The 21,653-nt window shown below is 36.7% G+C and carries 21 protein-coding genes; 5 read left to right on the top strand and 16 right to left on the bottom strand.

Annotation, left to right across the window (positions count from 1 at the left end):
* Positions 1 to 7: 7 nt before the first annotated feature.
* Complete coding sequence (locus HQN86_RS11755; RefSeq protein ID WP_246269571.1) at positions 8 to 457, bottom strand: deoxycytidylate deaminase; 450 nt, start codon at positions 455 to 457, stop codon at positions 8 to 10.
* A 98-nt stretch (positions 458 to 555) separates the two neighbouring features.
* Positions 556 to 1,989 carry an MFS transporter gene (locus HQN86_RS11760; RefSeq protein ID WP_172661180.1) on the bottom strand — a complete coding sequence of 478 codons (1,434 nt, stop codon included), beginning with the start codon at positions 1,987 to 1,989 and terminating at the stop codon, positions 556 to 558.
* A 167-nt stretch (positions 1,990 to 2,156) separates the two neighbouring features.
* Here HQN86_RS11760 and HQN86_RS11765 point away from each other — a divergent pair, with 167 nt between their 5' ends.
* Positions 2,157 to 2,783 carry a LysE family translocator gene (locus tag HQN86_RS11765; RefSeq protein ID WP_048907226.1) on the top strand — a complete coding sequence of 209 codons (627 nt, stop codon included), beginning with the start codon at positions 2,157 to 2,159 and terminating at the stop codon, positions 2,781 to 2,783.
* A 66-nt stretch (positions 2,784 to 2,849) separates the two neighbouring features.
* Here HQN86_RS11765 and HQN86_RS11770 read toward each other — a convergent pair whose 3' ends face one another.
* From HQN86_RS11770 to ubiE, 14 genes are all read right to left on the bottom strand, one after another.
* The gene (locus tag HQN86_RS11770) at positions 2,850 to 4,751 is read right to left on the bottom strand and encodes an amidophosphoribosyltransferase (RefSeq protein ID WP_172661181.1); all 1,902 of its coding nucleotides are present in this window, start codon (positions 4,749 to 4,751) and stop codon (positions 2,850 to 2,852) included.
* A gap of 75 nt (positions 4,752 to 4,826) precedes the next feature.
* Positions 4,827 to 5,666 (bottom strand): glutamate racemase, encoded by an 840-nt coding sequence (murI, locus tag HQN86_RS11775; protein ID WP_172661182.1) that lies wholly within the window; start codon positions 5,664 to 5,666, stop codon positions 4,827 to 4,829.
* A 107-nt stretch (positions 5,667 to 5,773) separates the two neighbouring features.
* Positions 5,774 to 6,337 (bottom strand): OmpH family outer membrane protein, encoded by a 564-nt coding sequence (locus HQN86_RS11780; RefSeq protein ID WP_172661183.1) that lies wholly within the window; start codon positions 6,335 to 6,337, stop codon positions 5,774 to 5,776.
* Between the two features lie 45 nt (positions 6,338 to 6,382).
* Positions 6,383 to 6,913 (bottom strand): OmpH family outer membrane protein, encoded by a 531-nt coding sequence (locus tag HQN86_RS11785; RefSeq protein WP_172661184.1) that lies wholly within the window; start codon positions 6,911 to 6,913, stop codon positions 6,383 to 6,385.
* A gap of 19 nt (positions 6,914 to 6,932) precedes the next feature.
* Complete coding sequence (gene bamA / locus HQN86_RS11790; RefSeq protein ID WP_048907230.1) at positions 6,933 to 9,473, bottom strand: outer membrane protein assembly factor BamA; 2,541 nt, start codon at positions 9,471 to 9,473, stop codon at positions 6,933 to 6,935.
* 63 nt (positions 9,474 to 9,536) lie between these two features.
* Positions 9,537 to 10,277 (bottom strand): isoprenyl transferase, encoded by a 741-nt coding sequence (locus HQN86_RS11795; protein ID WP_172661185.1) that lies wholly within the window; start codon positions 10,275 to 10,277, stop codon positions 9,537 to 9,539.
* A 19-nt stretch (positions 10,278 to 10,296) separates the two neighbouring features.
* Positions 10,297 to 11,112, bottom strand: coding sequence for a type IX secretion system protein PorG (gene porG, locus HQN86_RS11800; protein WP_172661186.1), 816 nt, complete (start codon positions 11,110 to 11,112; stop codon positions 10,297 to 10,299).
* Between the two features lies 1 nt (position 11,113).
* The gene (locus HQN86_RS11805) at positions 11,114 to 11,995 is read right to left on the bottom strand and encodes an NAD kinase (RefSeq protein WP_172661187.1); all 882 of its coding nucleotides are present in this window, start codon (positions 11,993 to 11,995) and stop codon (positions 11,114 to 11,116) included.
* A 45-nt stretch (positions 11,996 to 12,040) separates the two neighbouring features.
* The gene (locus tag HQN86_RS11810) at positions 12,041 to 12,703 is read right to left on the bottom strand and encodes a CBS domain-containing protein (RefSeq protein WP_172661188.1); all 663 of its coding nucleotides are present in this window, start codon (positions 12,701 to 12,703) and stop codon (positions 12,041 to 12,043) included.
* Positions 12,703 to 13,467: an alpha/beta fold hydrolase gene (locus HQN86_RS11815; RefSeq protein WP_172661189.1), complete on the bottom strand. Its 765-nt coding sequence runs from the start codon at positions 13,465 to 13,467 to the stop codon at positions 12,703 to 12,705. The genes HQN86_RS11810 and HQN86_RS11815 overlap by 1 nt, the downstream gene beginning before the upstream one ends.
* Before the next feature lie 110 nt (positions 13,468 to 13,577).
* Entirely contained in the window at positions 13,578 to 14,024 is a 447-nt protein-coding gene (locus HQN86_RS11820; protein ID WP_172661190.1) for a GatB/YqeY domain-containing protein, read from the bottom strand.
* Between the two features lie 19 nt (positions 14,025 to 14,043).
* Positions 14,044 to 14,802, bottom strand: coding sequence for an SDR family NAD(P)-dependent oxidoreductase (locus HQN86_RS11825; protein WP_172661191.1), 759 nt, complete (start codon positions 14,800 to 14,802; stop codon positions 14,044 to 14,046).
* 51 nt (positions 14,803 to 14,853) lie between these two features.
* The gene (gene porT, locus HQN86_RS11830) at positions 14,854 to 15,582 is read right to left on the bottom strand and encodes a type IX secretion/gliding motility protein PorT/SprT (RefSeq protein WP_172661192.1); all 729 of its coding nucleotides are present in this window, start codon (positions 15,580 to 15,582) and stop codon (positions 14,854 to 14,856) included.
* Complete coding sequence (gene ubiE, locus HQN86_RS11835) at positions 15,579 to 16,310, bottom strand: bifunctional demethylmenaquinone methyltransferase/2-methoxy-6-polyprenyl-1,4-benzoquinol methylase UbiE (RefSeq protein ID WP_172661193.1); 732 nt, start codon at positions 16,308 to 16,310, stop codon at positions 15,579 to 15,581. The genes porT and ubiE overlap by 4 nt, the downstream gene beginning before the upstream one ends.
* Positions 16,311 to 16,362: 52 nt before the next feature.
* On the opposite strand from ubiE, the gene yihA reads away from it, so the two are divergent.
* The 4 genes from yihA to HQN86_RS11855 are packed head-to-tail and all read left to right on the top strand — an operon-like array spanning position 16,363 to position 21,597.
* On the top strand, positions 16,363 to 16,992 hold the full coding sequence (yihA, locus tag HQN86_RS11840; RefSeq protein ID WP_048907239.1) for a ribosome biogenesis GTP-binding protein YihA/YsxC: 630 nt from the start codon (positions 16,363 to 16,365) through the stop codon (positions 16,990 to 16,992).
* Between the two features lie 9 nt (positions 16,993 to 17,001).
* Positions 17,002 to 17,868, top strand: coding sequence for a UbiA-like polyprenyltransferase (locus HQN86_RS11845; RefSeq protein ID WP_172661194.1), 867 nt, complete (start codon positions 17,002 to 17,004; stop codon positions 17,866 to 17,868).
* Positions 17,869 to 17,870: 2 nt separating this feature from the next.
* On the top strand, positions 17,871 to 19,586 hold the full coding sequence (locus HQN86_RS11850) for a M3 family oligoendopeptidase (protein ID WP_172661195.1): 1,716 nt from the start codon (positions 17,871 to 17,873) through the stop codon (positions 19,584 to 19,586).
* A 55-nt stretch (positions 19,587 to 19,641) separates the two neighbouring features.
* Positions 19,642 to 21,597 carry an amino acid permease gene (locus tag HQN86_RS11855; RefSeq protein ID WP_172661196.1) on the top strand — a complete coding sequence of 652 codons (1,956 nt, stop codon included), beginning with the start codon at positions 19,642 to 19,644 and terminating at the stop codon, positions 21,595 to 21,597.
* The last annotated feature ends 56 nt before the right edge of the window (positions 21,598 to 21,653 follow it).

Raw genomic sequence — 21,653 nt, forward strand, 5'->3', positions numbered from 1 at the left:
GCCAAAGTTAAGAATATTTAATTACCTCCACACCAAATCTTCGCAGAAAATCAACACCTTCATCGCTCGCCAAGCCCTTGTACTCTGCATAGGAATCTTTATAGTAAACTAATTTAATACCTGACGATAATATTAACCTGGCGCAAGCAATACACGGCGAAAGTGTGGTATACAAAGTTGACCCTGATATTCTAGAACCATTTTTTACCGCATACAATATGGCATTCTCTTCTGCATGTAATGCAAGTGAACAACTACCGCGCGAATCTCTGTCGCATCCTGTTTCAGGCCACTCTTCATCGCAGTTATGTGTACCTGAAGGCGGCCCGTTATAGCCTATAGAAATAATTCGGGTATCTTTTGTTAATACAGCTCCAACATGGGCACGCACGCAGTGTGAGCGGTGCGACAGATCGGTAGCTAAGTTCATAAATATATCTTTAAATCCTTTCTTCATCTGATGCGTTTTAATTCAAAAAACCGGCTGGCAAATATAGGGTAAAAAAAAACTTCCCTCCTTTAAGCAAAGAGGGAAGTTTTTATGCGAAGGCTATTTTAGTGGCCGCCGGCTATTTTTTTATCGAAATCAATTCCTTGTTTTCTAAGGATGCCGCTTACTTTCCAGGCATAATATGCCAGATAGGCGAAGCATAGCACACCTACTATATAACTGTATTGGATACCAGTGAACTCAGATACGTATCCTTGTACCCAACTAATAATTCCTCCACCCATGATCATCATGATTAAGAAGCTACTTCCCTGACTTGTATTTTTACCCAGACCACTCACAGCCAATGTAAAGATACAAGGCCACAATGTACTGCAGAACAGCCCCACACTTGTAAGTGCATAAACACTTACCATACCTTTTGTAAACATACCGATTAAGAGTGCACTAATACCTATGATAGAGAATATCAGCAACATTCTGGCTGGATTTCCTTTACTCGCCATATCAGCAATAATCAACACTAAGATAATTAGACCATAAACATAAAATGGAGCTAAATCATGGTGAAATATTGCATTAACACCTAAGAAGATCCCGAAAGCTAAATATGGAGCCACAAACCTTAATATTTTTTGTGTACTTACATTGTCGGTGAAAGCCTCAACAGCTCCAGTCCATCTACCAATCATCATACTGGCCCAGTATAAAGATACATATGGTGCAATATCCTTAATTGCAAATCCCAGGTCCTTTTCCATGTAAGCAGGCAGGTTACTTGCAGTAGATACTTCAACACCTACATAAACAAATATGGCAATCATACCCAATACCAACTGAGGGTATTTTAAAGCAGAACCCTTATGGCTTGGATCCTCAATTACCGACTCAACCAAGGTTGGTCTATCTGGCAGAGAAGACAGCTTTAAAAATATTGCAACCGCAATAAACGCAACTCCTAAAATTAAGTATGGTATTTTAACACTTTCAATACTTACATCTTCACTTGCTGTAGATAATGAACCAAAAATGGCAAAACTAACAATTAGGGGTCCTATTGTAGTACCAAAGTTATTAATACCACCTGCTAATGTTAATCGTTGGGAACCTGTTTTAATTGGTCCTAATGCAATGGCCAATGGATTTGCTACCGTCTGTTGCAAAGAAAATCCTAATGCCACGATAAACAACCCAGATAACATTAAGGGGAATGAGCCCAGATTTGCAGCCGGATAAAACAACAACGTTCCTACAGCCGAAATAACCAAACCTAAAGCTAATGAATTCTTGTAGCCCAGCTTATTTACAAGATCCTGTTTCATTAAAACTGAAATGGCATTATAAATTAATGCTCCAACCGTATAGGCAATATAAAATGCAAGTGATACCCATTGGCTTTGGCTTTGAGTTAAGTCAAATGCTTTTTTAAATACCGGTATTAATATGTCATTACTGGCAGCTACAAAGCCCCAAAAAAAGAACACTGTGACTAAGGGAATAAATTGGCCCCATTTGGTTTGAGAATTTTCTGAACTCATTTTAAACTTGGTTTTTTAGAACGCTAAACATAAATAAAAAAAACTATAAGCTAAAGTGTAATGTTTACACATTACAGGACGTTAGATATCTGCATGAAAACTAGTAAAAAAATAAGGTCACTTTATGTTTAAAATTGCATATTAGCGTATTATATATGTTTAGCTGAATGTTTGAAGCAATATTACAAGGGATAGGTGCGGGGATTTTATTTTCGTTTTTAACGGGTCCCGTATTTTTTTCCATGATAAAAACCAGCATAGAAAAGGGCTTTAAAGCTGGGTTCTCTTTAGCTATAGGTGTAGTTTTCAGCGACATAATCTTTATCTCGCTTACCATATTCAGTTCACAATTTGTAGACTATAATTCTGAATACAATCAATACATAGGTATTATTGGTGGATTGTTCCTTTTTGGAATTGGCCTCTACTATCTTTTTAATAAAGTAAAAGTAAGCTACGACATTTCAGAAACTGTAAAAATCAAAAAAAGAGGTTATATATTAAAAGGGTTTTTAATGTGCCTCTTATCTCCGTCTACTTTGATGTTTTGGATTATGGTTGGGGGTATTATCTCGGTACAGCTTCATTATGATATGGCCGAAAAGGTGGTATTCTTTGTGATTGCGATGACAACCCAGCTATCAGTTGATTGTGTTAAAACGTATTATGCAGCAAAATTAAGATACCGGATTAAAGAAAAAAGCATTCAGAACCTCAATAAAATAGCTGGGGCAGTGATTTTAATATTTGCAATCAGGTTATTTATTCAGGTATTTATAAAGTATCACATGTAAACAACGGCAATAAAAAAGTCCCGTTGCATTTTACAACGAGACTTTTTATATCTGCTAATTAGGCTTCTAGTAAGCTCTTTGATTGTTTCCTTCTTTCCAGTTTACAAAGGCTTTATTAACAACCTTATTTCCTCCTGGAGTTGGGTAGTTACCCGAGAAGTACCAATCGCCGGTATGATTTGGACAAGCCACATGTAAATTATCTAATGTCTGATAAATTACCTCTACCTCTGCATTGATATTGTCAGGAGTAATGATTTTAGTAATTTGTGCAGAGATTTCCTCTTGTTTAAATGGTCTGTAAATGTCTTTTACATGATTTACAATTTCCTCTTTTGGAAGTAATAATGAAGCCTTACACTTTTGGTATACCTCTTCAATGACATGCTCCATTCCACGAGCTTTCAAAAGTTGAATTGCTGCTTCAAAAGCAACAAATTGACCCATCTTCGACATATCAATACCGTAACAGTCAGGATAACGTATCTGAGGTGCCGACGAAACGATAATAATCTTTTTAGGGTGCAGTCTATCAATAATTTTGATAATACTCTGTTTAAGAGTTGTACCTCTAACAATTGAATCATCTACCGCCACTAAAGTATCTGTATGATTTTTTATTACACCGTATGTGGTATCATAAACATGGGCAACCATATCACCCCTATCTGCGTCTTGTGTAATAAATGTTCTTAACTTAACATCTTTAATCGCTAATTTCTCTACCCTCGGAGACATGGACAATAACTCATCCAATTGTTCATCATTCAAAGAATCTTTACGATGCAATAAAGTATCTTTTTGTACATTTCTGATGTAACTATGTAACCCTTCAACCATTCCATAAAATGAAACTTCGGCAGTATTAGGGATAAAAGAGAATACTGTGTTTTTTAAATCCGATTTTACTGCACTAAGTATTTGCTTACAAAGTAACGCCCCTAAATGCTTTCTTTCTTTATAGATTTCGGCATCGCTACCTCTCGAAAAATAGATGCGTTCAAAAGAGCATGCTCTTTTTTCTTCAGGCTCTCTAAAAATCTCCTGAGTTACAGTGCCATTTTTCTTAACAATTAGCGCATGACCTGGTTCAATTTCTTTAACGTCTTTGAATGGGATATTAAATGCAGTTTGAATTGCTGGTCTCTCTGAAGCAGCTACAACAATTTCATCATCCTGATAATAATAAGCCGGGCGGATACCTGAAGGATCACGAAGAATAAATGCATCTCCATTTCCAACAATACCAGAGATCGCATAACCACCATCCCAGTTTTTTGCAGAGCGTTTTAAGATTTTTGCTATGTCTAAATTTTCTGAGATTTTATGAGTGATCTGAACATTATCAAGTCCTTCTTTTTTGTACTCGTCAAAAAGTTCCTGATTTTCATCATCAAGGAAATGGCCTATTTTTTCTAAAACGGTAACCGTATCAGCTTGTTCTTTTGGATGCTGACCAAGCTCATAAAGTTGTTCGAGTAATTCATCTACATTGGTCATGTTAAAATTACCGGCAATAACAAGGTTCCGGGTCATCCAGTTGTTCTGACGTAAAAATGGATGGCAATTTTCTATGCTATTTTTACCGTGTGTACCATAACGTAAATGTCCCAGTAAAACTTCTCCAATAAAACTTACATTATTTTTTAGCCACTCAGCATCCTGCATCAATTCAGGAGTTTCGTTTTGAATGTCAACAAATTTGTTCTGAACGTAACCAAAGATATCCGCAACAGCGTTTTGTGCCATTGAGCGATATCTGCTAATGTAGCGATGACCTGGTTTTACGTCTAGTTTAATTGTTGCAATCCCTGCTCCATCCTGCCCACGGTTGTGCTGCTTTTCCATTAAGAGGTAAAGCTTATTAAGTCCGTAAAGTGCAGTCCCGTATTTTTGCTGGTAGTATGAGAGAGGTTTTAAAAGGCGAATAAAGGCTATTCCGCATTCATGTTTTATCGAGTCACTCATTATGTGTTATTTGAGCGGCAAATTTACCGTTAATAATAATTAGAACCTAGAAAGAAATACAATCTTTCGGTCAGATTATAATGACTGGGTTTTCAGGCTTATACGATACGAAATAACATCAGATCCAAAAAAAATGGAGGCGTGCCTGTTGAATACCTTCTCATCTCCGGAAGTAAAAAATGATTTGCTACCCTGTGTTGCAATCTTTGACTCAATCTCAGGATGATTTTTCAGATACAACACCAGACTGTCTGCTACGATATCACCCTGACCTAATAAACTTACATTCGCTGGAAGCTTTTCTTTTATTTTAGGAATAAGCAAGGGATAATGTGTACAGGCTAAAAGAATACAATCTATTTTGCGGTCCTTCTCCAGCAATTCATTAATGTACTTTTCTACAAAATAGTCAGCCCCGCGATCCAAATGCTCATTGTTCTCTACTAATGGCACCCACATTGGGCAACTTTGTTGAAGAACCTTTACCTCCGGAAAAAACTTATTAATCTCTATTAGATAAGACTCGGAATTAATTGTTCCGCGAGTCCCCATGACTCCAATAGTTTTCGAAGAAGTAAACTCCCCTACTATTTCTGCCGTTGGCCTGATCACTCCAAGAACTCTATTATTAGGATATTTAAAAGGTAATACGTTCTGCTGTATCGAGCGAAGAGCCTTTGCTGAGGCCGTGTTGCAAGCCAGAATAACCAATTGACATCCCTGGGCAAATAACCATTCCACACACTCTAAGGTATACTGATATACGGTATCAAATGAATGATCTCCATAAGGTGAACGGGCATTGTCACCAAAATAGATATAGTTATATTGAGGTAGTTTTTGGGCTATTGATTTAAAAACAGTTAAACCACCATAACCTGAATCAAAAACACCAATGGAATGCTTAGTATTCATTGCAAAAAGAAACGGGATTGAGTTTTATCACTCAATCCCGCAATTTAAATATTTTTTCCTCTACTAACTGTTTTCTTTCGAATGTTGTGACAGAGGTTTGATCTTCACTATTTTTTAGGAGCAGGAGTTGTTGCAGTGGCAGCAATACCTAACTTAGTTTTAACAAGAGGTGTAATGTCTTCGCCACCATCCCAGTACACTAATCCCTGGTTTGCAGTATCAAATACATATGTAAAACCTTTTTCTTTTGAGACAGCCTTAATAGCAGCATCAGCTTTTACCTGAATAGGGTTAAAAAGTTCTGCATTTTTTGTTTCTAATTCTTGTTGAGCTTTTGTTCTTGCATCAGTGATACGTTTCTCTAAATCCTGCAATTCAGCTCCCATTGTTTGTAATTCTTTACCAACAGTTTCTTTGTTAGCTTCGCTCATAGTTTTTTCTTTGTCCTGAGCCGCTTTAAGTTTAGTCTGGTATTCAGAAATCATTTTATCAATATCAGCAGTTTTCGTTTTTTGAAAGGCCTCCAATGTGGTTCTGGCAGTTTTAACTTCAGGCATTGCTTCAATAATAGCCGCTGAATTCAAGTGTGCCAATTTTTGTTGTGCATTTGCGATGTTGACAGTGAACAATAAGCCAGCTGTTACAAAAAATGCGTTCATTAACTTTCTCATCTTTATTTTTCTTAATAATTGTTTTTAATTTATCTATTTGTGTGTTTATTTCAGCATCGTTCCAGGTTTGAAACCCAATCTTACAATAACGTCGTTACTTACATCATAAGTACTGCTTGCGTATATCATCATTGTGGCTTCACTACTCTTATCAAATATGAAATCAAGGAGTTTAACTTTCGCTATTTCAGAAATGGCTTTTGTAACCTTATCCTGAATAGGACTCAACAATTTTGAACGGGTTTGGAAAAGATCTCCATCCGGACCAAATATCTTGCGCTGAAAATCTTTAGCCGCTTTTTCCTTTTCAATGATTTCATTCTCTCTTCTTTTGCGCATATCTTCAGTTAACAATACCTGATCTGCCTGGTAAGCCTTATACATCTTATCTATCTCAGTAAAGTTAGCATCAACCTTCTCTTGCCATTGCTGAGACAACACATTCATTTGATCCAGCGCAGATTTATACTCAGGTAAATGTTTAAGTATATATTCAGTATCTACGTAAGCAAACTTTTGTGCAAATGCTCCAAAGCCGGTAAAGAGCAAAAAGCAAATTAAAAAGTATTTTTTCATTTCTAAAAGCATTAATTAATTAAAGTCCTCCCAACTGTTGTGCAATACTGAAGGTGAAATTTTGTTTTCCACCATCAACAATTCCTGGAATTTTATCAAAGGCATGCCCATAATCAATTCCCAACATTCCAAATATCGGTAAAAATATTCTAGCACCAACACCTGCAGTCCTTCTAATGTTAAAAGGATTAAAATCTCCAAACTTGTTCCAGGTATTACCACCTTCGGCAAATGCTACAATAAACGCAGTTGCTTGTTGACTTGCAATCACTGGATATCTTAATTCCATAACATATTTAGTAAATATAGGACTTCCTGAATTTTGCGCAATAGTTGCATCAGATCCTTGTGGAATTACTGCATTATTTGCATATCCACGCATCTTAATTACTTCTGAACCTTGCAAGAAATCAAATCCCTGCATACCATCACCCCCCAATTTAAAACGTTCGAACGCCGATTCTCCAACTGCCGAGTTATACGTTCCTAAGAAACCAAACTGAGCTTGTGCCATCACAACAAATTTGCCGGCCAATCTTTGAAACCACTGAGACTCAAATTTCCATTTGTGATACTCTGTAAACTTATAACGTTGTTTATCAGATGCCGTTGCATAATTAATGTTATTTAAAAGAGAGTATGGAGGAGTTGCCTGAATAGTGAACTTAAAGTACGAACCCTCTGTTGGGAAAATCTGATGATTTCTTGAGTCCCTGCTTAACTCTTGAGTTAAGTTAAGGTTGTAAGAAGTTCCTGTACTAAACAAATATCCTGGGTAGTTATTTAAGATATATTGCTGAACATTAATAGCATGTGTTAGCTGGAAATAGTTATCAGGGAAATTCAGCCTTCTACCCAAACTAACAGTCACACCATTTAAACGAATCTTTTGGAACCTGCTATCAGCAGCTTTCAAACCATTTGATTGTAATGATGTAAATGCACTTACGCCAAAACTGATTGGTTTCTTACCACCAAGCCAAGGCTCAGAGAAAGAGAAACTGTAAGATTGATAATACTTACCATTTGTTTGTCCACGAAGACTTAATTTCTGACCATCACCTTTAGGCAGAGGTTTGTAAGCATCCAGATTAAATATGTTTTTTAATGAGAAGTTGTTAAAGGTAAGTCCTAATGTTCCAATAATGTTACCACCACCAAAACCACCAGATAACTCAATCTGATCAGAAGGTTTTTCTTCAACAGCATATTCGATATCTACTGTACCATCAGCCGGATTCGGTTTAGGAGTTGGAACCGTTTTAGATTCATCAAAGTTACCCAATTGACCAATCTCACGAACAGTACGGATCAATAAATCCTTAGAGAATTTTTCTCCTGGCTTTGTACGAATCTCCCTTAATACTACCCTATCATTTGTTATGGTATTTCCTTTTAAAGTAATACGATTATTGGTATACTGAGGTCCTTCATAAATACGCATTTCAACATCTACAGTATCACCGTGAATTTTGGTTTGTACAGGATCAACATTAAAAGTCAAATAACCATCGTTAAGATAAATACTTGAAACATCATCCCCATTTGCACTACCTCTTAATTTCTTTTCAAGCTTTTCTTCACTAAACACCTCTCCTTTTTCAATGCCAAAGGTCTTTTCCAGGATCTCAGTTGTATACTTAGCATTCCCTGCCCAGGTAATATCACCAAAGTAATATTTAGGACCTTCATACACATCGATATTGATACCAATTGCTTTATCACTATACTGGAAAATACTATCCTTAAGAATAACAGCGTCACGATAGCCTTTATCCTGCATCTTGGCAATAAGCGTTACTTTATCTTCATCGTATTTTTCCTTGTTGAATTTTCCGGAGCCAAATACTTTATAGAATGCCTGTTGCTTTGTTTTCTTTAAAAACTTACGCAGTTTAGCAGATGAAAAATCCTTATTTCCGGTAAAGTTTATCTCATGAACTTTTACTTTTCGACCCTTATCGACAAACACCTGCAGAATCATTCCATTCTCCAAGCTTGGATCAGGTTTTGTTTTATACTCTACTGTTGTAAAAAAGTAGCCCTTACCTAAAAGGAACTTCTTTATTGTTGCAGTTGTTGAATTGTATAAATTATCATTGATAATAGATTTTCCGCTTTTCTCATTTAATTTCTCCATGATGTCAGTCTTTTGGGACTTACTCACGCCATTAATTTCAAATGAACTTAAACGCGGTCGTTCAACCACCTCAATGTCAAAATAAACAGTGTCCTCTACAATTTTAGCAATATCTAACTGCACATCATCAAATAAGCCTTGAGCCCACAAGGTCTTAATTGCATTGGCTGTTGCCTCACCTGGCAATACAATACGTTCTCCCTTTATCAATTTAGATAAAGTAATGATTACATCCTTGTCAATGAAATGAGTTCCGGTAAGGGTAGTACCTCCAATTATGTACTCTTTTGGATTAAAATAATCCAAGTCCAGGCCCTTAACTTTAAGGGTAGGTGGTGCAGTATTGGACGGTCGGGTAATCTGTGCCATTGTTGGTAAACCAATCAATAACAATAATATGAGTTGATATATTCTTTTCATTTACAATCTAAAAATCGATGCTAAGTTAATTTAAACACATGTTAAAAAGTGTTAAAAGTAAAATTAGTTCAATTGTTCACTAATTTTACCAAAGCGGCGTTCGCGTTTTTGATAGTCTACAATAGCCTCAAAAAGGTCTTCTCGCCTGAAGTCGGGCCATAGTGTTTCAGTAAAATAAAGTTCCGTATAAGCCATTTGCCATAACAGAAAATTACTCACTCTATGCTCGCCGCTTGTTCTGATCATGAGTTCAGGATCAGGGATGTTTACTGTTGTTAACTCAGCTGCAAAATTTTCTTCATTAATGTCTTCAATATTTAATTTCTGGTCTTTAACCTTCTGTGCCAGTTTCTTAGCGGCATCAATGATCTCCCATTTAGCACTATAGCTTAATGCCAATGTTAAAGTACAACGGGTATTTTTCGCTGTCTTTTCCATAGCACTGCGTAAGTCATCAATACATTTTTGGGGTAACGACGCAATGTCACCTATTGCATTTAACCGGATGTTATTTTTGTTAAGAGTAGCCGTTTCCTGATTGATTGTTGATATCAACAACTCCATCAAGGCATTAACTTCTTCAATAGGCCTTTTCCAGTTTTCTGTCGAAAAGGCGTAAACAGTTAAATATTTTATTCCTATATCAGCGCAACCCTCTACAATATCTTTTACAGACAGCACACCACTTTCATGACCGAAGTGTCTGAATTTACCCTGATTTTTTGCCCATCGCCCATTTCCATCCATGATGATGGCGATATGCTCTGGTAAGCGTGTTACGTCGATTTGTTCTTTAAATCCCATTAATTTCCTGCAAATATGCCTAAAATGTATAACATTTTTGGGACACAAAGGTATAAGATATGCCAATACCTACAAACATATATGTATCTCTTTTTCTAAAATCTCCTCTTTGAGTGTATTGAAAATCAGTAGAAGTAGGATTTGAAGGGTTTGAAAGCAGTTTACTTATATCTCCATTTGGCTCGTTATTCCAATGCGCAATATTTGGATATAAGCCACTAACATCATCAAGATAATCAGTATATGCTGTTCTATAACCGATCTGACTAAATAACCCCCAGTTTTCTTTCAATTTTACTTTTACTCCTACTCCATAAGGAACCGTTAGTGCATAATTTCTGTAAGATACATTCTGTCCTTCTGTGTGATAATCTCTCAAATTATATTTTTTATCTTCCAATCCAACAACACCTGAGTATCTGGCGGTAGGATTATACAATACTCCTCCAATTCCTGTAAAAATATATGGCGAGAATCTTTTGGTGCCTCCTCCCGCAAAGTATTCAAAAAAATTGAAGTCTACCTGCAGACTCACCTCATTTAATGCGGTGCTGAAGTTAAGTCCCCTATTTCTGAAATGTTCATTATCCGATTTTGTATCATCCGCCTTTATCTTTCCATATGTATAATGGAGCCCAACTGCCCAATATGGATCTATATTTACTTTCACAAAAGCTCCTGCCGAGATTCCACTTATTTTTAGCGGCTTGTTTTGATTCAAATCTCCTAAATAACCTGCTCCACCAGCAACTGCACCCACCTCAAAAACCTGGGCTTTTGCACTGATTCCACAAAGAAACATTGCAAGAAAATAAACAAGTTGTTTCTTATCCATTCTAATAATTCCGGGTATCTATGCCCCAAAGCAATTTATTCCTTAAAGTTGTTAAATAGGTTTCGTTATTAAGCCTGATTAAATTTACATGAAAGCTGGCTTTATTCAGTATTATTTTGACAGACTTGTCCACTGTTTCTGTTCTTGAATCACAGGAAACTAAAAATTTGGAGCTTCTTGCCTCAATTTCAAAAGTTAACGACACATCGTCAGGAATAATCACCGGTCTTACATTCAAATTATGAGGTGCAATTGGCGTAATAACAAAGTTTTGTGAACTTGGATAAATAATCGGACCACCGCAGCTCAATGAATAAGCTGTGGAACCTGTTGGTGTAGCAATGATTAATCCATCTGCCCAATAAGAGTTAACGAACTCATTGTTCATATAAGCGTGAATAATCATCATGGCCGAGTTATCTCTTCTGTGAATCGTAATGTCATTCAATGCAAAGTTTTCATCACCAAACAATCCATGCTTAGAAGTTAGGCTCAACAAACTCCTTTTATCCAAGGTAAATTCTCGGTTGTGCAGTGCCTCAAAGGCTTTCTTTATTTCATCTTTATTAATACTTGCCAGAAAACCCAAACGGCCAAAATTAATTCCTATTACAGGAATTCCTGAGTCGCGGATTAATGATAAGGTATCCAACAGCGTTCCATCACCACCTAAGCTCAACAATACATCTGTTTCTCCCAGAAGATCGTCGTGACAGGTAAAAACCTGCATATTGGCTGGTAATTTGATTTTATCTTTTACAAAATCAAGGTATTTATCGTAAACCAGAATCGGGCTTTTATAACTGTCGAGAACATTAAATACTTCCTGCACATAAGGCAATACACTATTATTGAACTCTCTACCGTAAATTGCAATCTTCATTAATGTATTTTCATTTTGCGGTTATGGAATCTGTATAAACCCTGGTTATACATTTAAATAATTCATAAATGAATTAAATCTATCTTCTGTACCATTGTCAGATATGGTACTGTTAAATACTGCCTTCACCTGGTAATCGTAGCGTTCAAAAGAAGCTATTATTCCTGAAAGGTCAGTTTTATTAATTTTCAAAGTAACTTCTAATCTGGTAGAATCTGGGAAGGATTGCACATAAGATGAGAGGATCTGAGCATTATCTGCTTCAACAATCTGCGCCATATGTGACAACGAATTGTTCCTATTACTTATTTCCAAAACAATTATACCGCCGTATTCCTTTACCGCAAAGATATTTGAGGTGTACTCTAAAAGACTGTTTATTGATATCAGGCCTAAATAATTCTTTTTATAATCCAATACCGGAACTACCGATAAGTGTAGCTGATTAAACAACCTTATGATGTCATAAACGTGAACATCTTCAAATACAAATGGATTTAAGATGGAAAGTGATAAACTACCAATAGGCTGTTGAACATCTCTAACTTCAATTAACTCTTCCTCAGCAACTAATCCAAGAAACTGGGTTTCGTTAACAATTGGTAAATGATATAATTTGAACTCAGCCATTCTGTCCAAAGCTTTCTGAACCGAATCAGACGTCTTTAGCGGTGGTATTGAATTAGATATGAGTTCAGATGCAAACATTATTTAAGTAAAATTCTATTTAAAAACTTATCAAGATAATCATTAAAAACCTCTGGTCGCTCCATCATTGGTGCATGGCCACATAAATCTACCCAATTCAATTCTGAATTCGGCAAAAGTTGATGAAATTCTTCTGCAACTTCCGGTGGTGTTACTTTATCTTGCTTACCCCAGATTAAAGAAACAGGTATAGTTATACGGGAAAGGTCTTTAGACATATTATGACGAATAGCAGATTTTGCCAATGCCAGAATTCTAATTACTCTTGAACGATCGTTAACACTTTTATAAACTTCATCAACCAGTTCTTTTGTTGCGGTTGCCGGATCGAAGAAAGTAAATTCTACTTTTTCCTTAATGTAATCGTAACTCTCTCTTCTTGGGAATGATCCTCCAAAAGCATTTTCATATAATCCAGAACTGCCGGTCAATACAAGTGCCTTTACATGTTCCTGATGAGAAACTGTAAACACAAGACCAACATGGCCACCAAGTGAATTCCCTATCAAAACAACCTGCCCGAGTTTTTTGAATTTTATAAATCTGTGAATGTATTTAGATAAACTTTTTACCCCGAGTGTGAGTATTGGGAGCTCATAAATGGGCAAAATTGGCACAATGACATGATAATTTTCTTTAAAATGATCAATCACATCCTCCCAATTGCTTAGTTCTCCCATCAAACCATGAAGTAATACCAGGGTCTCACCTTTTCCAGCTTCTATATATTTAAACCCATCTTCTTCTATTACTTCGTATCTCATATTGAATATTTTGTAAGGTATGCTACTAAGTTAGTAGACTAAAATTAAATTAATGTAATTTTAAAACATTATTTTAAGAAAAAGGCTTAATGTGCTTAATGCAACACAATTTATGCCAATTGTGTTTTTACAATCTCTGCAATTAACTTACCATCGGCTTTACCTGCCAGTTCCTTATTGGCTAACCCCATTACCTTACCCATCTCCTTTACAGAATTCGCACCGGAGTTCTTAATAATTTGTGAAATCACCGCTTCAATTTCAGCTCTGTCTAGTTGTTTAGGCATAAAATTGCTGATTACCTCAATTTCTTCTTCTTCTACAGTACTCAAATCTTCTCTGCCTTGTTGTTTATAAATATCAGCCGACTCTTTACGCTGTTTAATTAATCTTTGTAAAATCTTAAGTTCAGCTTCTTCGGTAATTTCCTCTGATGATCCCTTCTCAGTTTTCGCCAATAACAAAGCTGCCTTTATTGCCCTTAAACCTCTAAGCCTTGCCTGGTCTTTTGCAAGCATTGCCTGTTTTATTTCCTGATCTATTGTATTAGCTATCATATGATTTTCTGTTAGTATTCTATTTTCTATTAATTATAGTACCTGTTGCCTGTGCTGTTGGCATTATCAACATGTCATTTATATTTACATGAGCAGGTCTGCTCACTACAAACCATATTGCTTCAGCTATATCCTTTGCGACAAGAGGTTCCAATCCATCATAAACCTTTTTTGCTCTACCCTCATCTCCTTTAAACCGAACCTTAGAGAATTCCGTTTCAACCATTCCGGGATTAATAGCGGTAACTTTTATGCCATGGGGCAACAAGTCGATTCTCATACTTTTATTTAAAGCATCTACTGCATGTTTAGTGGCACAATATACATTTCCGTTAGGGTAAACTTCTTTACCCGCGATAGAGCCAATATTTATAATATGACCAGATTTCCGGGCAATCATCCAGTTAGAAACTATACGTGTTGTATATAGCAAACCTTTAACATTAGTGTCGATCATAGTGTCCCAATCATCAATATTACCTTTATCTATTGGATCAAGCCCCTGACTTAAGCCGGCGTTATTAATTAATACATCTACTTTCTTCCATTGTTGTGGTAAAGTTTCTAAACGATAAGATAAATCTTCATTATCCCTTACATCTGCAACTATCTTTTTAACTTCAACGGCATATTTATCTTCCAGATGTTTAGATACCTCTGTTAAAAGCTGTTCTCTTCTGCCTAGTAAAATTAAGTTATAACCTTGAGCCGCAAACAAATGCGCACAAGCAGCCCCAATACCTGAAGTTGCTCCTGTAATTAATGCAATTTTTGACATCCCTGATTTTATTGATTATTAAGCAAAGCTATAATTTTTTTAGCAGTAGCATTACTCAAAAAATAAACTGAATGTCACATGACGCAGCATTAATTTATCAATTGGATAAGAATAGCGATTAGGTTCATCCTTTAAAACACTGTTGAAGGAGTAGGATAATTTAATCTCTGGCGACATTTTAAAATATTCGAAATAGAGGTCGAAACCCAATCCGGCTTCATATGAGAGATAGTTCCGTACATTATTTACCATCTTCTCTCCGGGGTCAGTTATATTCGCATTATTTGTCTTTTTCTTTGAAGAAATATCCATTGAATATTTAGCTCCTCCGATCATATAAGCTCTAAAATTATTCCTCCTATCTGATTTCAGCTTTATTCCAAGTGGGAACTCCACTAGCGTTGAGGATATCTTCCGTTCAACGTTATCTTTAAGTTCGTCATGGTGAAAAGTTAACACCCTATCATTAAACACCAGTATTGGTGTAAATCTTAGATCGGCATTTTCGATCAGTCGTTTATTTACGACAAATCCAATTCCAAAGCCCGGAGAGGAATCAGAGGATATTCCGGTTAATTTAGGCGGATCCAAATCTTCGGGAAGTATATTTTTAAATTCTCTCCAATCCGGTCTCTTTAGAATCTTATACTCTGATGAAAGATACTGAAATGTAAATCCGAAATGGAGATTGGAATCATCTACCCCACCTCCCCAATTTTGGGCTCTGGCTGACACACATGCGAATAAGCATAAAATAAGTAAGCCTGATTTTATTTTCATTTGGTCCCAGTATAAATTGCACTTATACCAAACGTAAGGCGTCTATCCCTGGTGTTTGTAAAACCAACCTTATTCATTAAACGTGTAAACTCCTCGCCATCCGGAAATGCTGCTACAGATTCCGGCAAATAGCAGTAAGCTCTATTGTCTTTAGAAAATAGCTTACCCAGCATTGGTGTCACATGTTTAAAGTAAAAATTATACCCCTGTTTAATCGGAAATTTTCTGGGTTTAGAAAACTCCAGTATAACAATTTTACCTCCTGGTTTCAAAACCCTGTACATATCTGCAAGTCCTTTCTCGAGATTTTCGTAATTCCTTACACCAAAAGCTACAGTTATTGCATCAAAATGATCATCGCCAAAGTGTAATCCTTCCGAATCCCCTGTCTGAACAGAAAAAACGTGCTGTAAATTTCTATCCTGAATTTTCTTACGCGCAACATCAAGCATGCCTTCAGAAATATCTACTCCAATTATTTTCTCAGGTGCTAAAATTTTTATTGCCTCAAAAGCAAAGTCACCTGTACCAGTTGCCACATCAAGCATGATGCGTGGTTTGATAGACTTAAGTTCCCTTATTGCCTTTTTACGCCATATAATATCAATACCTAAGGACATAAAGTGATTTAAAAAATCATAAGTTCCTGATATATTATTAAACATGCTGGCAACTTGTTCCTTCTTTGTTGCCGTTTCAGATTGGTATGGTGTGATGTTTTCGTTCATGGTACGCAGCAAAGATAAGTATTGTTGAAAACTAATTTTCTACCTTTGTCAAATGATTATAAAATCAGCAACATTTATTTGTAGTAATACAAAGGTTTCAGCGCTGCCTGTTGCCAATATGCCAGAGTATGCATTTATTGGACGTTCAAACGTTGGAAAATCCTCGTTAATCAACATGCTTGTTAATCAACATGGATTAGCAAAAACCTCACAAAGGCCAGGTAAAACCCAATTAATAAACCATTTCCTGATTAATGAGAAGTGGTATATTGTCGATTTACCAGGTTATGGCTACGCCAAAGTATCTAAAAGCAGTCGCGAGAATTGGGAAAAATTTATACGAAATTACATCACAAAGCGTGAGAGCTTACAATGTGTTTTTGTATTAATAGATAGCAGGCTTGAACCACAAAAAATAGATCTTGAATTTTGCTGCTGGATGGGAGAGATCCAAATTCCTTTTGCACTTGTGTTTACCAAAGCAGATAAACAAAGCGCGGTAAAGACCGATCAGAATGTTTCGGCATTTAAAAAAGCACTAAAAGGATGGTTTGAAGAAATCCCCCCATACTTTGTAACTTCTGCAGAGAAAAGCACCGGTAGAGATCAGGTTTTAGATTTTATCGATCAGGTTAACCTAGATTTTGTAATGCCCATTTTAACCCCTAAAGAAGATTTTTAATAAAAGTTAATGAAAAAGTATTTTTCACTGGTATTATTTGCCCACTCTATTTTTGCTTTGCCTTTTGCACTGATAGGCTTTTTTCTTGGGGTAACTACTACTCCAAATCCATTTAACTGGCTATTGCTGGCATTGGTATTACTGTGCATGGTTTTTGCTCGAAATGCAGCCATGGCCTTTAATAGGTACCTCGACAGAAACATAGATGCAAAAAATCCCCGCACTCAAATGAGGGACATTCCTGCAGGTAAAATATCTGCTAATGAAGCATTAATATTCGTAATTATTAACTGCGTTCTTTTTATTACCACTACCGCCTTCATTAACAGCCTTTGCTTTTATCTTTCGCCTGTGGCCCTCTTTGTAGTACTATTTTACAGTTACACAAAAAGATTTACAGCATTGTGCCATATGGTATTGGGCCTGGGGCTTTCACTTGCTCCCATTGGCGCCTACATTGCAGTAACAGGGGTATTCAACATTGTTCCTGTTCTTTATTCATTTGCCGTATTGTTTTGGGTTAGTGGATTTGATATCATATATGCTTTACAGGATGAAGATTTTGACAGAAATGAAAAACTACATTCTATCCCGGCAGCAATGGGAATCAAAAATGCCTTAAATCTTTCGGTAGTATTGCATGTCTTTTCCGCACTTTGCGTAATCCTACCGGTAATGTTTACTACATTCAGCTGGGTTTATTATGTAGGCGTAGCATTCTTTTGCTTTATGCTAACTTATCAGCACTTACTCGTAAAACCTAACGACATCAGTAAAGTAAATAAAGCATTCGCCACCACAAATGGTTTTGCTTCAGTGATATTTGCCATTTGTTTTTTAATTGATGCCTTCTTAAGAACCAATTTTAATTTCTAATTATGATTAACCTTACCATACCTAAAAAGAAAAGAATCTATATCCCTCAAAATCTGGAAATGAAATGGGACAATCTTGAACCCATACTTAATGAGCTATTGGCTCGTCCAATAGACAATGTAAATGATTTAGAACAATGGTTAAAGGACAAAAGTGAATTAGAAGCTGCTCTTGAAGAGGATTTTGCATGGCGATATATTAAAATGAGCTGTGATACTGGTAATGAGACCTTAGTAAAAGATTTCCAATATTTTGCTACCGAAATTGAACCTAAAATTTCGCCAATAGCGAATCAGCTTAACCAAAAATTTAACGATAGTCCGTTTATTGATGAACTGGACCATGATAAATATTTTGTCTACATCAGAGCAATCAGAAAAGCTTTAGAGATTTATCGCGAAGAAAATGTAGAACTCTTAACTAAACTTCAGGTAACTCAGCAAAAGTATCAGGCAATAACCGGGGCAATGAGCGTGATGATCAACGACAAGGAATATACACTGGAACAAGCAGCCAACTTTGTTAAAGATACGGATAGAAGTGTAAGACAACAGGCATGGGAAACCATACAACAACGTCGCCTCGTAAATAAGGATGAATTAAACATTTTGTTTGATGAGTTGATAGTTATGCGCCATCAGGTAGCAGTAAATGCTGGTTTCGAGAACTATCGAGATTATATGTTCCAGGCGCTTGGCCGTTTTGATTATACGCCGCAGGATTGTTACCATTTTCATGAAGCTATTGAAAAGCAAATTGTTCCCATCCTAAAGGAACAGGCGGAAAAAAGAGCTGAACTACTTGGAATTGATGAATTAAAGCCATGGGATATGGAGGTAAGCCCCACTGGAAAACCAGCTTTAAAACCATTTAAAAATGGAAAAGAGTTAATTGATAAAAGTATCGACTGCTTTAATGCCATTAACCCTAAATTGGGCCAGATGCTTTCCATTATGAAAGCTAACAACCTTTTTGATGTAGAAAGCAGAAAAGGAAAAGCACCAGGTGGTTATAACTATCCTCTTGCAGAAACCGGCGCACCTTTTATTTTCATGAACTCTGCCAATTCGCTAAGAGACCTAACTACTATGGTCCATGAAGGCGGCCATGCCATACATACCTTCCTTACTGCAAATCTGGAATTAAATGACTTTAAACACTGTCCTTCGGAGGTCGCAGAACTTGCTTCAATGAGCATGGAACTCATTTCAATGGATAACTGGAACATCTATTTTGATAATGAAGAGGATCTCATCAGGGCAAAAAAAGAGCAGCTTGCCGATGTGCTAAAAACTTTGCCATGGGTTGCTGTTATAGATCAGTTCCAACATTGGATCTATACCAATTCTGGTCATAATGCCGCTGACAGAGAGGAAGCCTTTAAGCAAATATATACGCGTTTTGGTAGCGGATTTGCTAGCTGGGATGGCCTGGAACAAGAGTTCGGGAATATTTGGCAAAAACAACTGCATCTTTTCGAAGTCCCTTTTTATTATATTGAATATGCTATTGCACAATTAGGAGCAATAGCGATCTGGAAAAATTACAAGGAAAATCCTGAACAAGCATTGGAGCAATACCTTGCAGCACTATCATTAGGATATACCAAACCCATCAATGAAATTTACGAAACTGCGGGAATTAAATTTGATTTCAGCTTAAACTACATTGAGGAGCTGGCATCATTTGTAAAAGATGAATTGCATAAATTAGGCTAAGTTTACCACATAATATCTAAGTTTGAATATCAAAACCGAACCTAACCACTAATGTATGTTTGAAAAACTTTTCAGAAAAAAGTCAATAGCCAAAATATTGGAAGATGCAGAAAAAGGCTATGGTGATCACGGAGCTTCGCTCCATAAAACACTTGGTGTACGGGATTTAACGGCTTTCGGTATCGCCGCTATAATTGGGGCGGGCATTTTCAGTACAATTGGCAAAGCAAGTGCCGACGGTGGCCCTGCGGTAATATTCCTTTTTATATTTACTGCCATTGCTTGTAGTTTTGCTGCTTTTGCATATGCAGAATTTGCCTCAATGGTTCCTGTATCTGGAAGCGCATATACCTATTCATATGTTGCGTTTGGTGAACTGGTAGCCTGGATCATTGGATGGTCGCTCATTATGGAGTATGCTATTGGAAACATAACTGTTGCTATATCCTGGTCCGATTATTTTACCGGACTCCTCTCCTCCATACGAATACCTGCATTTGGCATAAATGGCATTCACCTGCCTGATTGGACTACAATGGACTATCTGACCGCATATAATGGTCATGCACATGCTGAAGCACTTGTGAACGCAGGAAAAAACTACGCAAATCTGGATGACGCAACAAGAATAGCAAACAATGCCTGGATAACAGCCCCACAAATTGGGGGCTTTCATCTTGTAGCGGACTTACCCGCTCTGGGTATTATCATTTTTATTACCTGGCTGGTATACAGAGGAATGAAAGAATCTAGAAATGCAAGTAATGCAATGGTTATTGTAAAACTAGCAGTTATTTTACTAGTACTTGCAGTAGGTGTTTTTTATGTTGACACTGGTAATTGGGATCCCTTTGCTCCCAATGGAGTATCAGGAGTATTAAAGGGAGTATCAGCAGTTTTTTTTGCATACATAGGCTTTGACGCCATTTCTACGACTGCCGAGGAATGCAGAAATCCCCAAAGAGACTTACCAAGGGGAATGATGTGGGCGATTATCATTTGTACAATTCTATATGTAGCAATTGCACTTGTGCTTACAGGGATCGTTAACTTCAAATTACTTGCCGTTGGCGACCCACTTGCATTTGTCTTTGACCAGATAGATTTGAAGCTAATGAGTGGAATAATAGCCGTAAGCGCAGTATTTGCTATGGCAAGCGTACTTTTGGTGTTTCAAATGGGTCAGCCAAGAATATGGATGAGCATGAGCCGCGATGGCCTGCTTCCGAAATCATTTTCAAAGATCCACCCTAAATACCACACCCCATCTTTTGCTACCATCGTAGTGGGCTTTGTGGTGGCAATTCCTTCACTTTTCATGAACCTTACCATTGTAACAGACCTTTGCTCTATTGGTACATTGTTTGCATTTGTGCTGGTATGTGCGGGAGTTCTTGTTTTACAAAACAAGCCAGATATTCAAAGAGGGAAATTCAGAATTCCATATATGAATTCTAAATTCATTGTTCCTCTCTTATTCATCGGTACATTATTTTTTGGTTTTAGCTTTTACAAAAAAGAAACTATCTCGTTTATTTTCAATACCCCAAGAATATATGATCCTGTAAGTTTTATTACCGCTTTAAATGAAAATGAGCTCGGCATAGTTAAAAAAGAAATAGCAATTGCTCAAACTAAAGCTAATCTTATTGAGAAGAACACAGATTCAGAAGCGTATTTAAATCAGCTATCCTCCGAACAGTATGAGCAGTTCATAAACAATTCACAGCTAGCCCTGGAAAAGAAGTATGAAAGTGGGTGGAAACTCTTTAAACACAAAATCCCTATGTGGATTTTCTTTTTTATCTGCCTCGTAATTATTTACTACTGCATTACTAAAAATCTTTCTCTTATTCCTGTTTTGGGCTTAATAAGTTGTCTCTATATGATGTGTGAATTGGGTATATCCAATTGGATAGGATTCGGGATCTGGTTGATTGTCGGTCTATTTGTCTATTTCTTATATGGCTTTAAGCACAGCAAACTCAGACTTAAAGAAAACAACATATAAATAAAAAAGGCTGCAATTGGAGCCTTTTTTAATACCCTTACTCTCTTAAACTGTAG

The sequence above is a fragment of the Pedobacter panaciterrae genome, assembly GCF_013204795.1.
GTDB classification, from domain to species: Bacteria; Bacteroidota; Bacteroidia; order Sphingobacteriales; family Sphingobacteriaceae; genus Pedobacter; species Pedobacter panaciterrae.